The organism is Pseudomonas sp. HLS-6 TE3448, assembly GCF_053629555.1.
In genome coordinates this window covers 609548-625370 of record NZ_JBRJIO010000001.1, presented here as the reverse complement: position 1 = coordinate 625370, position 15823 = coordinate 609548, and the positions used below count along the sequence as shown (strand labels likewise).

General features: G+C 57.8%; 13 protein-coding genes and 2 tRNA genes. 14 read left to right on the top strand and 1 reads right to left on the bottom strand.

Features of this window, described 5'->3' with window-relative positions; genetic code table 11:
• Nucleotides 1-81: 81 nt before the first annotated feature.
• The 3 genes from carB to AB7M23_RS02940 are packed head-to-tail and all read left to right on the top strand — an operon-like array spanning nt 82 to nt 4200.
• The gene (gene carB / locus AB7M23_RS02950; RefSeq protein ID WP_099775839.1) at nt 82-3303 is read left to right on the top strand and encodes a carbamoyl-phosphate synthase large subunit; all 3222 of its coding nucleotides are present in this window, start codon (nt 82-84) and stop codon (nt 3301-3303) included.
• The gene (gene greA, locus AB7M23_RS02945) at nt 3300-3776 is read left to right on the top strand and encodes a transcription elongation factor GreA (RefSeq protein ID WP_065758257.1); all 477 of its coding nucleotides are present in this window, start codon (nt 3300-3302) and stop codon (nt 3774-3776) included. Before carB ends, greA begins: the two co-directional genes overlap by 4 nt.
• Nucleotides 3777-3804: 28 nt before the next feature.
• Entirely contained in the window at nt 3805-4200 is a 396-nt protein-coding gene (locus tag AB7M23_RS02940; protein WP_065758258.1) for an MFS transporter, read from the top strand.
• A 13-nt stretch (nt 4201-4213) separates the two neighbouring features.
• On the opposite strand, the gene yhbY is transcribed toward AB7M23_RS02940, so the two are convergent.
• On the bottom strand, nt 4214-4522 hold the full coding sequence (gene yhbY, locus AB7M23_RS02935; protein ID WP_099775837.1) for a ribosome assembly RNA-binding protein YhbY: 309 nt from the start codon (nt 4520-4522) through the stop codon (nt 4214-4216).
• Between the two features lie 100 nt (nt 4523-4622).
• Between yhbY and rlmE the strand changes: the two genes are divergently transcribed.
• The 11 genes from rlmE (at nt 4623) to infB (ending at nt 15722) form a co-directional block, all read left to right on the top strand.
• Nucleotides 4623-5246 carry a 23S rRNA (uridine(2552)-2'-O)-methyltransferase RlmE gene (gene rlmE / locus AB7M23_RS02930; protein ID WP_065758260.1) on the top strand — a complete coding sequence of 208 codons (624 nt, stop codon included), beginning with the start codon at nt 4623-4625 and terminating at the stop codon, nt 5244-5246.
• A gap of 211 nt (nt 5247-5457) precedes the next feature.
• Nucleotides 5458-7365 (top strand): ATP-dependent zinc metalloprotease FtsH, encoded by a 1908-nt coding sequence (gene ftsH / locus AB7M23_RS02925; RefSeq protein ID WP_099775835.1) that lies wholly within the window; start codon nt 5458-5460, stop codon nt 7363-7365.
• A gap of 8 nt (nt 7366-7373) precedes the next feature.
• Entirely contained in the window at nt 7374-8225 is an 852-nt protein-coding gene (gene folP, locus AB7M23_RS02920) for a dihydropteroate synthase (RefSeq protein ID WP_099775834.1), read from the top strand.
• A 16-nt stretch (nt 8226-8241) separates the two neighbouring features.
• Nucleotides 8242-9582, top strand: coding sequence for a phosphoglucosamine mutase (glmM, locus tag AB7M23_RS02915; protein ID WP_065758263.1), 1341 nt, complete (start codon nt 8242-8244; stop codon nt 9580-9582).
• A 66-nt stretch (nt 9583-9648) separates the two neighbouring features.
• Nucleotides 9649-10404 carry a triose-phosphate isomerase gene (tpiA, locus tag AB7M23_RS02910; protein WP_065758264.1) on the top strand — a complete coding sequence of 252 codons (756 nt, stop codon included), beginning with the start codon at nt 9649-9651 and terminating at the stop codon, nt 10402-10404.
• A 3-nt stretch (nt 10405-10407) separates the two neighbouring features.
• The gene (gene secG, locus AB7M23_RS02905; protein ID WP_065758265.1) at nt 10408-10788 is read left to right on the top strand and encodes a preprotein translocase subunit SecG; all 381 of its coding nucleotides are present in this window, start codon (nt 10408-10410) and stop codon (nt 10786-10788) included.
• Between the two features lie 20 nt (nt 10789-10808).
• Nucleotides 10809-10894: transfer RNA gene (locus tag AB7M23_RS02900), tRNA-Leu, on the top strand.
• A 99-nt stretch (nt 10895-10993) separates the two neighbouring features.
• A tRNA-Met gene (locus AB7M23_RS02895) sits at nt 10994-11070 on the top strand.
• Nucleotides 11071-11200: 130 nt separating this feature from the next.
• The gene (gene rimP, locus AB7M23_RS02890) at nt 11201-11659 is read left to right on the top strand and encodes a ribosome maturation factor RimP (protein WP_065758300.1); all 459 of its coding nucleotides are present in this window, start codon (nt 11201-11203) and stop codon (nt 11657-11659) included.
• A 59-nt stretch (nt 11660-11718) separates the two neighbouring features.
• On the top strand, nt 11719-13200 hold the full coding sequence (nusA, locus tag AB7M23_RS02885; RefSeq protein WP_065758266.1) for a transcription termination factor NusA: 1482 nt from the start codon (nt 11719-11721) through the stop codon (nt 13198-13200).
• Between the two features lie 26 nt (nt 13201-13226).
• On the top strand, nt 13227-15722 hold the full coding sequence (infB, locus tag AB7M23_RS02880) for a translation initiation factor IF-2 (RefSeq protein ID WP_454240178.1): 2496 nt from the start codon (nt 13227-13229) through the stop codon (nt 15720-15722).
• Nucleotides 15723-15823: the final 101 nt, after the last annotated feature.

Genomic DNA, 15823 nt, shown 5'->3' with positions numbered 1-15823 from the left:
ACCGGCGCAAGCCGTGTTCAGGGACCGCCAAGATTGTTCAAGACGGCTTGCCGACTGACCTGCGGATTTGAGTGACAACCCATGCCAAAACGTACAGACATTAAAAGTATCCTGATTCTCGGCGCTGGACCGATCGTGATCGGCCAGGCCTGCGAATTCGACTATTCCGGCGCCCAGGCCTGCAAGGCCCTGCGCGAGGAAGGTTTCCGCGTCATCCTGGTGAACTCCAACCCGGCCACCATCATGACCGACCCGGCCATGGCCGACGCCACCTACATCGAGCCGATCAAATGGCAAACGGTGGCCAAGATCATTGAGAAAGAGCGTCCAGATGCGCTGCTGCCGACCATGGGTGGCCAGACTGCACTGAACTGCGCCCTGGACCTGGAGCGCGAAGGCATTCTGGAGAAGTTCGGTGTGGAAATGATCGGCGCCAATGCCGACACCATCGACAAGGCAGAAGACCGTTCGCGTTTTGACCAGGCCATGAAAGCCATTGGTCTGGAGTGCCCGCGCTCCGGCATCGCCCACAGCATGGAGGAGGCTAACGCCGTTCTCGAGAAGCTGGGCTTCCCGTGCATCATTCGTCCGTCCTTCACCATGGGCGGCACCGGTGGTGGTATCGCCTACAACCGTGAAGAGTTCGAAGAAATCTGTGCCCGTGGTCTGGACCTGTCGCCGACCAAGGAACTGCTGATCGATGAATCGTTGATCGGTTGGAAAGAGTACGAGATGGAAGTGGTCCGCGACAAAAAGGACAACTGCATCATCGTCTGCTCCATCGAAAACTTCGACCCGATGGGCGTGCACACCGGTGACTCGATCACCGTTGCTCCGGCACAGACCCTGACCGACAAGGAATACCAGATCATGCGTAACGCCTCGCTGGCGGTACTGCGTGAGATCGGTGTTGAAACAGGCGGTTCCAACGTCCAGTTCGGTATCTGCCCGGACACTGGCCGTATGGTCGTGATCGAGATGAACCCGCGTGTATCGCGTTCCTCGGCCCTGGCTTCGAAAGCGACCGGCTTCCCGATCGCCAAGATTGCCGCCAAGCTGGCTGTCGGCTACACCCTGGATGAACTGCAGAACGACATCACCGGTGGTCGTACCCCGGCTTCGTTCGAGCCGTCCATCGACTACGTTGTGACCAAGCTGCCGCGCTTTGCCTTCGAGAAGTTCCCGAAAGCCGACGCCCGTCTGACCACTCAGATGAAATCCGTTGGTGAAGTCATGGCCATCGGCCGTACTTTCCAGGAATCCCTGCAGAAAGCCCTGCGTGGTCTGGAAGTGGGTGTATGCGGTCTTGATCCTAAGCTTGACCTGGCTAACCCGGAAACCCCAAGCATCCTCAAGCGCGAGCTGACCGTTCCTGGCGCTGAGCGCATCTGGTACGTTGCTGACGCCTTCCGTGCTGGCATGACCCGTGACGAAATCTTCGCGCTGACCAGCATCGACCACTGGTTCCTGGTGCAGATCGAAGACCTGATCAAGGAAGAAGAGCGCGTCAAGACCCTGGGCCTGGCCAACATCGACAAGGGCCTGATGCTCAGCCTCAAGCGCAAGGGCTTCTCTGACCAGCGTCTGGCCAAGCTGCTGGGTATTACCGACAAGAACCTGCGTCGTCACCGTCACAAGCTGGAAGTGTTCCCGGTCTACAAGCGCGTCGACACCTGCGCTGCCGAGTTCGCGACCGACACGGCCTACCTGTATTCGACCTATGAGGAAGAGTGCGAGGCCAACCCGTCGAATCGTGACAAGATCATGATCCTGGGTGGTGGTCCAAACCGTATCGGCCAAGGTATCGAGTTCGACTACTGCTGCGTACACGCGGCACTGGCCCTGCGTGAAGATGGTTACGAGACCATCATGGTCAACTGCAACCCGGAAACCGTTTCCACCGACTATGACACGTCCGATCGCCTGTACTTCGAGCCGCTGACGCTGGAAGACGTGCTGGAAGTGGTGCGTGTCGAGAAGCCGAAGGGCGTGATCGTTCACTACGGTGGCCAGACCCCGCTGAAACTGGCTCGTGCGCTGGAAGAGGCCGGTGTACCGATTATCGGTACCAGCCCTGATGCAATCGACCGTGCTGAAGACCGTGAGCGCTTCCAGCAGATGGTTCAGCGTCTGAACCTGCTGCAGCCGCCAAATGCCACCGTTCGCAGCGAAGATGAAGCCATCCGTGCTGCCGGTGTGATCGGTTATCCGCTGGTGGTTCGTCCGTCCTACGTGCTGGGTGGCCGTGCCATGGAGATCGTCTACGAACTGGACGAACTCAAGCGTTACCTGCGTGAAGCGGTCCAGGTTTCCAACGACAGCCCGGTGCTGCTCGACCACTTCCTCAACTGCGCCATCGAGATGGACGTTGATGCGGTCTGCGACGGTACCGACGTGGTCATCGGCGCAATCATGCAGCACATCGAGCAGGCCGGTGTTCACTCCGGTGACTCGGCCTGTTCGCTGCCGCCATACTCTCTGCCAGCCCATGTTCAGGACGAAGTCCGCGAGCAGGTCAAGAAAATGGCTCTGGAGCTGGGCGTGGTCGGCCTGATGAACGTTCAGCTGGCGCTGCAAGGCGACAAGATCTACGTCATTGAAGTCAACCCGCGCGCTTCGCGTACTGTACCGTTCGTCTCCAAGTGCATCGGCACTTCGCTGGCGATGATTGCGGCGCGTGTCATGGCCGGCAAGACCCTGAAGGAAATTGGTTTCACCAAGGAAATCATTCCGAACTTCTACAGCGTCAAGGAAGCGGTCTTCCCGTTCGCCAAGTTCCCAGGTGTTGACCCGATCCTCGGCCCTGAAATGAAGTCGACAGGTGAAGTCATGGGTGTTGGCGACAGCTTCGGTGAAGCGTTTGCCAAGGCTCAGATGGGCGCCAGCGAAGTGCTGCCGACTGGCGGTACCGCGTTTATCAGCGTGCGTGATGACGACAAGCCGCAAGTGGCTGGCGTTGCCCGTGACCTGATCGCCCTCGGCTTTGAAGTCGTCGCGACTGCAGGCACTGCCAAGATCATCGAGGCTGCCGGGCTGAAAGTGCGTCGTGTGAACAAGGTGACTGAAGGCCGCCCGCATGTTGTTGATATGATCAAGAACGATGAAGTGTCGCTGATCATCAACACCACTGAAGGTCGTCAGTCGATTGCTGATTCCTACTCGATTCGTCGCAATGCGTTGCAGCACAAAATCTACTGCACCACCACCATTGCGGCAGGTGAAGCTATCTGTGAAGCGCTGAAGTTCGGTCCGGAAAAGACCGTGCGCCGCTTGCAGGATCTCCATGCAGGACTCAACGGATGAATAAATACCCTATGACTGTCCAGGGCGCTCGCGCCCTGGAAGAAGAACTGACCCATCTGACCAAGGTCGTTCGTCCCAAGCTCAGCCAGGATATTGGTGAAGCGCGGGAGCTGGGCGACCTCAAGGAAAACGCCGAGTACCATGCTGCGCGCGAGCAGCAAGGTATGGTTGAAGCGCGTATCCGTGATATCGAAGGGCGCTTGCAGAACGCGGTGGTGATTGATGTCACTTCGATTGCGCACACTGGCAAGGTGATCTTCGGCACGACTGTTGAGATTGCCAACGTCGAAACCGACGAAAGCCTGAAGTACCAGATCGTTGGTGAAGATGAAGCTGACATCAAGGCTGGCAAGCTTTCGGTTGGTTCGCCTATTGCTCGCGCCCTGATCGGCAAGCAAGAGGGCGATGTCGTGTCGGTGAAGACCCCAAGTGGTTTGATCGAGTACGAGATTGTCGAAGTCGCCCATATTTAATCGGCGTCGCGGCGTTGCCGCGACCGCTGTGATCTGGCAGCTAACCCAGGTGCTCTGGGTTGGCGGCCTGTGGATGCTGTACTTCGGGCTTTTACCGACGCTTGCAAAGGTTGGGCTGGCGCCGCTACTTGTCGAGGATATCGGCAAGCTGGTGGCGTCATTGCTGGTAGCATTCGCAGCGTTTTGTGCGGGGCTGCAGGTGTTGGTTCTGGTGCAGGCTGAAGGCCTGCGCAGCCTGTGGCAAGACAGGCGAGGGCAACTGCTGCTGATGGCGTTGCTGGCGTGTGTTGTGTATTTTGCGTTGCGAACGTTGCTGCCAGGGTTGATGCGTTGGCAGTTGCTCTGCTATTTGGTGCTGGGCCTTACCGGTGTATTGCTGGTGCTACAACCTCAGCCGGGCAGGGCGCGCAGAGCGCGCCGCTGACACGGCGCGAGCATCACTTGTAGCGATGGATGTTCGACAGCTGTTTGTTAGGCTGTGGGTTTTTGCGGTAAATCAGTGCCATTTTCCCGATGGTTTGTACCAGTTCTGCACGGCCAGCCTTGCACAACTCGGCGATCACTTCGGCACGCTCTTCGCGTTCGTTGAGGTTGAGCTTGATCTTGATCAGCTCGTGATCGCTCAGGGCACGCTCGAGTTCGGCGAGAACACCCTCAGTCAGCCCATTGCCTGCCACAATCAAAACTGGTTTGAGGTCGTGGCCAATGGATTTGTACTGTTTCTTCTGCTCTTGAGTGAGCGGCATAATCTGACCCTTTGTCTGATTCTGTAAAAATGGCGGCCATTTTACCCGAGGGCCCGTGGATCCGCCCAGTTAATCACGACCGTTATCATCGAGGTGCCCAGTGGCGCGTTCCAAGACAAGCCATAACTGGCTGAAAGAACATTTCAACGATCCTTACGTCAAGATGGCGCAAAAGGACGGTTATCGCTCGCGTGCCAGCTACAAGCTGCTGGAGCTGCAGGAAAAAGACCGACTGATCCGCCCGGGCATGAGTGTCATCGATCTCGGCGCTGCGCCAGGTGGCTGGTCTCAGGTGACCAGTCGTCTGATTGGTGGGCAGGGGCGTTTGATTGCCTCGGACATTCTGGAAATGGACAGCATTCCTGATGTGACCTTCATTCAGGGCGACTTCACCCAGGATGAGGTGCTTGCGCAAATCCTCGAAGCGGTAGGTAATACGGAAGTAGACCTTGTGATTTCCGATATGGCCCCCAATATGAGTGGTACGCCTGCGGTGGATATGCCCAAGGCGATGTTCCTCTGTGAGTTGGCCCTTGACCTGGCTACCCGCGTATTGCGTCCGGGTGGTGATTTCCTGATCAAGATCTTTCAAGGTGAGGGGTTTGATACCTATCTGAAAACCGTTCGGCAGAAGTTCGACAAGGTGCAGATGCGTAAGCCGCTCTCTTCGCGGGACCGTTCCCGCGAGCAGTACTTGCTGGCAAGGGGTTTTCGCGGCGAGTAAAGCGTCATGCCGGCAGCTTCCAGGGTTTGCGATAGTTTTTTCCAATCGACTGCCCTGCCTGACTTGGGCGAACATCGTGTAGTCTAAGTTTCACAAAGGGTTACAGACGGCGCCTGCAGATGTGTAGGTAATGTAGTAAGTTAGGCCGGTGATTATCATGCGAGGCACGGCTGCGCCTCAGCCTGCTTCAGAGGGTAGCTAATTGAACGATATGGCAAAGAATTTGATCCTGTGGTTGATCATCGCGGCTGTCCTTGTGACGGTGATGAACAACTTCTCCAGCCCGAACGAGCCGCAGACCCTCAACTATTCCGACTTTATTCAACAGGTCAAGGATGGCAAGGTCGAACGTGTCGCAGTCGACGGCTATGTCATCACCGGCAAGCGTACGGATGGCGAAAGCTTCAAGACCATCCGTCCGGCCATTCAGGATAACGGCCTGATTGGCGATCTGGTCGACAATCACGTAGTCGTTGAAGGCAAGCAGCCCGAGCAGCAGAGCATCTGGACTCAGTTGCTGGTTGCCAGCTTCCCGATCCTGGTGATTATCGCCGTGTTCATGTTCTTCATGCGCCAGATGCAGGGTGGCGCAGGTGGCAAGGGCGGGCCGATGAGCTTCGGCAAGAGCAAGGCGCGCCTGCTATCGGAAGACCAGGTAAAGACCACACTGGCCGACGTGGCCGGTTGTGATGAAGCCAAGGAGGAAGTCGGTGAGCTCGTCGAGTTCCTGCGCGATCCGGGCAAGTTCCAGCGCCTGGGTGGTCGTATTCCTCGCGGCGTGCTGATGGTTGGCCCGCCGGGTACCGGTAAAACCCTGCTGGCCAAGGCCATTGCAGGCGAAGCAAAAGTACCGTTCTTCACCATTTCCGGTTCTGACTTCGTCGAGATGTTCGTGGGTGTCGGTGCGAGCCGTGTCCGTGACATGTTCGAACAAGCGAAGAAGCATGCCCCTTGCATTATCTTCATCGACGAAATCGATGCGGTGGGTCGTCATCGTGGTGCCGGTATGGGCGGCGGTCATGACGAGCGTGAGCAGACCCTCAACCAGTTGCTGGTCGAGATGGACGGTTTCGAGATGAATGACGGCATCATTGTGATTGCCGCTACCAACCGCCCAGATGTGCTGGACCCGGCGCTGTTGCGTCCAGGTCGTTTTGACCGTCAGGTCGTGGTGGGTCTCCCGGATATTCGTGGTCGCGAGCAGATTCTCAAGGTTCACATGCGTAAAGTGCCTGTGGGCGAGAATGTCAATCCGGCGGTTATTGCACGTGGTACGCCAGGCTTCTCCGGTGCCGACCTGGCCAACCTGGTCAACGAAGCATCGCTGTTCGCTGCGCGTGGCAGCAAGCGTATCGTCGAAATGAAAGAATTCGAGTTGGCCAAAGACAAGATCATGATGGGCGCTGAGCGCAAAAGCATGGTCATGTCGGAGAAGGAAAAGCAGAACACCGCTTACCACGAAGCGGGTCACGCGATTGTCGGTCGCATCGTGCCTGAGCATGATCCAGTCTACAAAGTCTCGATCATCCCTCGTGGCCGTGCGTTGGGTGTAACCATGTTCCTGCCTGAAGAGGACCGTTACAGCCTCTCCAAGCGTGCCTTGATCAGCCAGATCTGCTCGCTCTACGGTGGTCGTATCGCCGAAGAGATGACGCTCGGCTTTGATGGTGTCACCACCGGTGCATCAAACGACATCATGCGTGCCAGTCAGATCGCCCGTAACATGGTGACCAAGTGGGGCCTTTCCGAAAAGCTCGGCCCGCTGATGTATGCCGAAGAAGAGGGTGAGGTTTTCCTGGGTCGTAGCGCGGGTTCCCAGCACGCTAGCGTGTCTGGCGAGACGGCCAAGATGATCGACTCCGAAGTGCGCAGCATCATCGATCAGTGCTATGCCACTGCCAAGCAGATTCTCACCGAGAATAGAGACAAGCTGGACGCCATGGCGGATGCATTGATGAAGTACGAAACCATTGATGCTGATCAGATCGACGACATCATGGCTGGCCGTACCCCGCGCGAACCGCGTGACTGGGAAGGTGGATCGGGTACTTCGGGCACACCTGTCTCGCAGAGTGACCGCCCCGAGTCGCCGATTGGTGGCCCGGCGGCGCAACACTAAGGATTCATATGACTCCAAAGCAGTACCCAACCCGGTTGCCTTGCGGCAACCGGGTTCTTGATTTGTCCCTTACCCATGTCATGGGTATCCTCAATATCACGCCAGACTCCTTCTCCGATGGCGGCCGCTTCACTCAGCGTGACGCGGCATTGCGCCACGCGGAGGCGATGGTTGCCGCAGGCGCTACGCTGATCGATGTGGGCGGTGAGTCCACGCGGCCGGGCGCACGAGCGGTGTCTCCTGTCGAAGAGCTGGAGCGCGTTGCGCCCATCGTCGAGGCCATCAGCCAGGCGCTGGATGTCATCATCTCCGTCGACACGTCGACCCCGGCCGTGATGCGTGAGTCGGCCCGTCTCGGGGCGGGGCTGATTAACGATGTGCGATCGCTCAGTCGTGATGGCGCCCTGGATGCAGCGGCTGCTACAGGTTTGCCTGTGTGCTTGATGCATATGCGGGGTGAGCCAGGCGACATGCAGAACAACCCGCACTACCAGAATGTCACGGTCGAAGTGTCGAGCTATCTTGAAGAGCGGATGGCTGCATGTGCGGCGGTGGGTATTGGTGCGGAGCGCATCATCCTGGATCCGGGCTTTGGTTTTGCAAAAAACCTGGCCCACAACCTTAGCCTGTTCAAACACATGGAAGCGTTGTTTCGCCTTGGCAGGCCTCTGCTGGTCGGCGTTTCACGCAAGAGCATGATTGGTCAGGCACTTGAGCGCCCGGTTGGGGAGCGGCTCTACGGCAGCCTCGCATTGGCTGCGCTGGCGATGACCAAAGGTGCCAGTATTTTACGCGTTCATGATGTCGCCGAAACCGTCGACGTAGTGCGGATGATCGCAGCGGTACAGGCCGCCGAATAAGAGTGACGGAGCATTTATGAGTAGAAAATATTTTGGTACCGACGGTATTCGTGGCCGCGTCGGTGTATACCCCATCACCCCTGATTTCATGCTCAAGCTGGGTTGGGCGGCGGGTATGGCCTTTCGCAAGATGGGCGCTTGCAGGGTGTTGGTGGGCAAGGACACGCGAATTTCGGGTTACATGTTCGAGTCGGCCCTGGAAGCAGGTCTCTCTGCTGCCGGTGCGGATGTCATGCTGCTTGGGCCGATGCCGACCCCGGCGATTGCCTACCTGACGCGTACCTTTCACGCCGAAGCGGGCATTGTCATCAGTGCCTCGCACAATCCGCACGATGATAACGGCATCAAGTTCTTCTCCGGCCAGGGCACCAAGCTGCCTGATGATATCGAGCTGATGATTGAAGAGTTGCTCGATCAGCCGATGACCGTGGTGGAGTCGAGCAAGCTGGGCAAGGTCTCGCGCATCAACGATGCTGCCGGGCGCTACATCGAGTTCTGCAAGAGCAGTGTGCCGACCAGTACCGATTTTGCCGGGCTCAAGCTTGTGGTTGATTGTGCCCATGGCGCTACCTACAAGGTTGCGCCTAGCGTGTTCCGCGAATTGGGTGCCAGTGTCACGGTGCTGCATGCGCAGCCAGACGGCCTGAACATCAATGAAGGTTGTGGCTCTACGCACATCGAATCGCTGCAGGCGGCAGTGCTGGTGGGGCATGCCGATCTTGGTATCGCGTTCGATGGTGATGGCGATCGTGTATTGATGGTCGACCATACCGGTGCCATCGTCGATGGTGACGAGCTGTTGTTCATCATTGCGCGTGACCTGCAGGAGCGCGGCAAGTTGCAGGGTGGTGTGGTAGGTACCCTGATGAGCAACCTGGGCCTTGAGTTGGCCTTGCAGGAGCTTTCCATACCGTTTGTGCGGGCGAAGGTCGGCGACCGCTACGTCATGGCTGAGCTGTTGGAGCGTGACTGGGTGGTTGGCGGCGAAAACTCCGGGCATGTCGTGTGCTGCAACCACACCACGACGGGCGATGCGATTATTGCTGCGTTGCAGGTGTTGTTGGCGCTCAAGCGTCGCGGCGAAACCTTGGCTCAGGCGCGTCAGGCTTTGCGCAAGTGCCCGCAGGTTCTGATCAACGTGCGTTTTGGTGACAGCAAGGTCGATCCGGTTGAGCACCCTGTCGTCAAGGAAGCCTGTGCGCGTGTTACAGAGGCAATGGCGGGGCGTGGGCGGGTATTGCTGCGCAAATCCGGTACTGAGCCGCTGGTGCGCGTCATGGTCGAAGGTGACGATGAAGCACAGGTGCGTGGTTACGCCGAAGAGCTGGCAGCGCTGGTTGGTGAAGTTTGCGTCTGATTAGCGCTTGCCAGCGTTGAAAGGGTTGGGTAAGATCTGCGCCCACTTTGACCGACGAGGTACAGCATGCGTCGCCCTATGGTAGCTGGTAACTGGAAGATGCACGGTACCCGCGCCAGCGTCGCTGAGCTGATCAAGGGCTTGAGTGATTTAGCCCTGCCGAGCGGTGTTGAAGTAGCGGTTTTCCCGCCCTGTCTCTACATCAATCAAGTGATTGAAGGGTTGCAGGGTAAGTCGGTCGCCGTCGGTGCACAGAACTCCGCAGTGGAGTCTATGCAGGGCGCGCTGACCGGTGAAACTGCACCGAGCCAGTTGGTCGATGCAGGATGTAGTTTTGTGTTGGTTGGGCATTCGGAGCGTCGCCAGTTCATGGGCGAAACTGACGCAACGCTCAACCGCAAGTTTGCAGCCGCTCAGGCCTGTGGCCTGACGCCAGTGTTGTGTATAGGGGAAACCCTGGAAGAGCGCGAGGCGGGCAAGACGCTTGAGGTTGTAGGGCGTCAGCTGGGTAGCATCATCGAGGAGCTCGGTGTTGGTGCCTTTGCCAAAGCGGTGATTGCTTATGAGCCTGTATGGGCCATTGGCACAGGCCTTACGGCCACGCCACAGCAGGCGCAGGATGTGCATAAAGCCATTCGTGAGCAGCTGGCGGCAGAGAATACTGAAGTCGCAGGAAATGTGCGGCTTCTATACGGCGGCAGCGTGAAGGCGGCCAATGCGGCTGAGCTGTTCGGCATGCCGGATATCGATGGGGGGCTCATAGGTGGAGCTTCCCTGAACGCAGACGAATTCGGTGCAATTTGTCGCGCCGCAGGAAACTGAGAAATGCTCGAAACCGTCGTAGTTGTTTTGCATCTGTTGGGTGCACTGGGTTTGGTGGTACTAGTGTTGTTGCAACAGGGTAAAGGTGCAGAGGCTGGTGCATCTTTCGGCGCAGGTGCTTCAAATACTGTGTTCGGAAGCCAAGGTTCTGCTACCTTTCTGAGTAAGTTTACTGCTATACTAGCTGCCTCTTTCTTCTTAACTGCTCTTGGGTTAGGATACTTTGCTAAAGAGAAAGCTCATGAGCTGACTCAGGTAGGATTGCCAGATCCAGCGGTTCTGGAAGTTCAGAAAAAACCAGCGGCAGATGATGTGCCGGTGCTTCAAGAGCAAAAAGGTAATGTCGGTAATACTGATGTTCCTCCAGCTCAAGAGAAGAAGTAAAAAGCGTCAAATGTAGTATTGCCGAGGTGGTGGAATTGGTAGACACGCAACCTTGAGGTGGTTGTGCCCATAGGGTGTAGGGGTTCGAGTCCCCTTCTCGGTACCAATTAAAACAAGACAGCCCGCTACATGCGGGCTTTCTTGTCGGTGGAGGTTAGATTGACCCCTTGGTGGGTTCGGTCGTATACTTTCGCCCCAGCTTTGTCGCGGGGTGGAGCAGTCTGGTAGCTCGTCGGGCTCATAACCCGAAGGTCGTTGGTTCAAATCCAGCCCCCGCAACCAGTCCCAAGCGGAGCCCCTTTTCAGGGGCTTTTTGCTAGCTGGACAGTTCTTAGCGCCGGTATTCAGCGGCGTATCCGGGATGGGCGCTTTGCCCATTTTTTATTTGCATAGCATGCACGAGGGGGTTCAGGTGTCGAGCAAGCTAGAACAGTTGCAGGCCTTGTTGGCCCCGGTGGTCGAGGCTCTTGGCTATCAATGCTGGGGGATCGAATTCATCTCTCAAGGCAAGCATTCGGTACTGCGTATCTATATCGACAAGGCAGATGGCATTCTGGTCGACGACTGTGAAGTGGTCAGTCGCCAGGTGAGTGGCATTCTGGATGTCGAAGATCCGATCAGTTCCGAATACACCCTTGAAGTGTCCTCTCCTGGCATGGATCGCCCGCTGTTCACTTTGGAACAGTTCGCTTCGCATGCCGGCGAACAAGTGAAGATCAAGCTGCGTACGCCCTTTGAAGGTCGTCGTAACTTTCAGGGCCTTCTCCGTGGAGTGGAGGAGCAGGATGTGGTGGTCCAGGTGGATAGCCATGAGTTCCTGTTGCCGATCGACTCGATCGACAAGGCCAACATTATTCCCAGTTTTGACTGAGACGTGCCGGATACCGCGTAGTCCGCGGATCCAATGGCGTGCGAAAGGCGAGGCGTACGATGAGCAAAGAAGTACTGCTGGTTGTTGAGTCGGTATCCAACGAAAAGGGCGTACCGGCCGGCGTAATTTTTGAAGCGCTGGAAGTGGCTCTGGCCACTGCAACCAAGAAACGTTTTGAAGATGAAGTCGACCTGCGTGTGGAAATCAACCGCCACACGGGTAACTACGAGACTTTCCGTCGTTGGACTGTGGTCGAAGACGAAGATCTGGACGATCCAGCGATTGAACTTGCCGTTGATCAGGCCCAGGCGAAAAAGCCGGGTGCCGTTGCTGGCGAGATCATCGAGGAAAAGATCGAATCCATTGAGTTCGGCCGCATTGCTGCTCAAACTGCCAAGCAGGTTATCGTGCAGAAAGTGCGTGAAGCCGAGCGTGCGCAGGTCGTCGACGCTTATCGTGAGCGTCTGGGCGAGATCATTTCCGGCACCGTCAAGAAAGTCACCCGCGACAACGTTATCGTCGACCTGGGCAACAACGCTGAAGCGTTGCTGGCCCGTGAAGACATCATTTCGCGCGAAACCTTCCGTGTGGGTGTGCGTCTGCGTGCACTGCTCAAGGAAATTCGTACCGAGAACCGTGGCCCGCAACTGATTCTGTCGCGTACTGCGCCACAGATGCTGATCGAGCTTTTCCGCATTGAGGTGCCGGAAATTGCCGAAGGCCTGATCGAAGTCATGGGCGCCTCTCGCGACCCAGGCTCGCGGGCCAAGATCGCCGTTCGCTCCAAAGACAAGCGCATTGACCCACAAGGTGCGTGCATTGGCATGCGTGGTTCGCGTGTTCAGGCAGTTTCTGGCGAATTGGGCGGCGAGCGCGTGGATATCGTCCTGTGGGACGACAACCCGGCGCAGTTTGTCATCAACGCCATGTCACCGGCTGAAGTCGCGGCGATCATTGTTGATGAAGATGCCCACGCCATGGATATCGCCGTGGCGGCGGACAACCTGGCCCAGGCCATCGGCCGTGGCGGTCAGAACGTGCGTCTGGCCAGCCAGCTGACCGGCTGGACGCTGAACGTGATGACCGAGTCGGACATTCAGGCCAAGCAACAAGCTGAAACCGGCGACATCCTGCGTAACTTCATCGACGAGCTGGAAGTTGATGAAGAGCTGGCGCAGGTGCTGGTTGACGAAGGCTTCACCAGCCTGGAAGAAATTGCCTACGTACCGCTGGAAGAAATGCTCAACATCGATGGCTTTGACGAGGAGATCGTCAACGAGCTCCGCGCTCGGGCCAAGGACCGTCTGTTGACCAAGGCCATCGCTACAGAGGAAAAACTGGCAGACGCCCACCCGGCCGAAGACCTGCTCTCTCTTGAGGGTATGGACAACGACCTGGCAGCGGAACTGGCGGTGCGCGGCGTGGTTACCCGCGAAGACCTGGCCGAGCAGTCGATCGACGACCTGCTCGACATCGACGGCATCGACGAAGAGCGTGCCGGCAAGTTGATCATGGCCGCCCGAGCCCACTGGTTCGAGTAATTAGGCTGGCCTGAGGAGAGAAGTGCATGACGCAAGTCACGGTGAAAGAATTGGCCCAAGAGGTCGCTGCACCGGTAGAGCGCCTGCTGCAGCAGATGCGTGAGGCAGGTCTGCCGCACACCGACGCCGGTCAGGTAGTGACCGACAGTGAGAAGCAGGCTCTGCTGACTCATTTGAAAAGCAGCCACAAGGCGAAAGTGGAAGAACCGCGCAAGATCACCTTGCAGCGCAAGACCACCAGCACCCTGCGTGTTGCCGGTAGCAAAAGCATCAGCGTAGAAGTACGCAAGAAGAAAGTATTTGTGCAACGCAGCCCGGAAGAGATCCAGGCCGAGCAGAAGCGCGAACTGGACGAACGCCGTGCCGTGGAAAACGCCGCACGTGAGAAGGCTGAAGCCGAAGCACGTCAACGTGCCCAGGAAGAAGCCCGTCGTCAGCCTGCAGCGACTGAGGCCGTAGCGGCCACGCCGGTCGCAGCAGCGCCTGCCGCTGTTTCTCCGGCCGACGCTGCTCCAGCACCGGTTGCCGATCGCAAGAAAGACGAAAGCCGTCGTAGCGACAAGGCGCGTGACGACGATCGTCGTGGCGAGCGCCGCAACGAAGCGCCACGTGTTTCGGTCAAGGTCAAGGAAAAGGAAAAGGCGCCTACGCCGCGTGCTGCTCCGCGTACTACCGAAGAAGAAAGCGATGGCTTCCGTCGCGGTGGTCGTGGCAAGGGCAAGCCGAAGAAGCGTAACGCGCACGGCTTCCAGAGCCCGACTGGTCCGGTAATCCGTGACGTGGTGATCGGCGAGACCATCACGGTTTCTGAACTGGCCCAACAGATGTCGGTCAAGGCCGCTGAAGTGGTCAAGTTCATGTTCAAGCTGGGCACTCCGGTGACCATCAACCAGGTGCTCGATCAGGAAACCGCACAGCTGGTTGCTGAAGAACTGGGCCACAACGTCAAGCTGGTCAGCGACAACGCCCTGGAAGATTCCCTGGCCGAGTCCCTGAAGTTTGAAGGTGAGTCGTTCGCTCGTGCGCCGGTTGTTACCGTAATGGGTCACGTTGACCACGGTAAGACCTCGCTGCTCGACTACATCCGTCGTGCCAAGGTAGCTGCTGGCGAAGCCGGTGGTATTACCCAGCACATTGGTGCTTACCACGTTGAAACCGACCGCGGCATGGTCACGTTCCTCGATACCCCAGGCCACGCTGCGTTCACCGCAATGCGTGCCCGTGGTGCCAAGGCAACCGACATCGTGATCCTCGTGGTTGCGGCTGACGACGGTGTAATGCCGCAGACCATTGAAGCAGTCCAGCATGCCAAGGCTGCCGGTGTTCCTCTGGTTGTTGCCGTGAACAAGATCGACAAGCCGGGTGCAGATCTCGACCGCATCCGTAACGAGTTGTCCGTTCAGGGCGTTACCTCCGAAGAGTGGGGCGGTGATACACCATTCGTTCCTGTCTCGGCGAAGATGGGTACTGGCGTCGACGAGTTGCTTGAAGCCGTTCTGCTGCAGGCCGAGATTCTCGAGCTCAAGGCAACGCCTTCGGCACCGGGTCGTGGCGTGGTAGTTGAATCGCGTCTGGACAAAGGCCGTGGCCCAGTGGCTACCGTGCTGGTTCAGGACGGTACTCTGCGTCAGGGCGACATGGTTCTGTGCGGTTCGAACTTCGGCCGTGTACGTGCCATGCTTGACGAGAACGGCAAGCCTGTGAAAGAAGCGGGCCCGTCGATTCCGGTCGAGATCCTTGGTCTTGATGGCACTCCAGAGGCCGGCGATGAGCTGAGCGTGGTGGCTGACGAGAAGAAGGCCCGTGAAGTTGCACTGTTCCGTCAAGGCAAGTACCGCGAAGTCAAACTGGCTCGCGCGCATGCCGGCAAACTCGAGAACATCTTCGAGAACATGGGGCAGGAAGAGAAGAAGACCCTCAACATCGTCCTCAAGGCCGATGTGCGTGGTTCTCTCGAGGCGCTGCAAGGTTCCTTGAGCGGTCTGGGCAACGACGAAGTACAAGTGCGCGTAGTGGGCGGCGGCGTCGGTGGTATCACCGAAAGCGATGCCAACCTGGCACTGGCTTCCAATGCAGTACTGTTCGGCTTCAACGTGCGTGCTGATGCTGGCGCGCGCAAGATCGTCGAGCAGGAAGGTCTGGATATGCGTTACTACAACGTGATCTACGACATCATTGAAGACGTCAAGAAAGCCCTGACCGGTATGCTCGGCAGCGATGTTCGCGAGAACATCCTCGGTATCGCTGAAGTGCGTGACGTGTTCCGCTCGCCTAAGTTCGGTGCTATCGCCGGTTGCATGGTGGTCGAAGGTACGGTTCACCGTAACCGTCCGATCCGTGTACTGCGTGAAGACATCGTTATCTTCGAAGGCGAACTGGAATCGCTGCGTCGCTTCAAGGACGATATGTCCGAAGTCCGTGCCGGCATGGAATGCGGTATTGGCGTCAAGAGCTACAACGACGTCAAGGTTGGCGACAAGATCGAAGTCTTCGAGAAAGTCCAAGTCGCTCGCACGCTCTAAGCCGCGAGCTTGGGAGCCGTATGTTGATCGCCGCAAGGCGCCCGCAGCGGCTCTGAACGCAACGCCCGGTCCGGCTTCAGCCTGGCCGGGCGTTTGCCGCT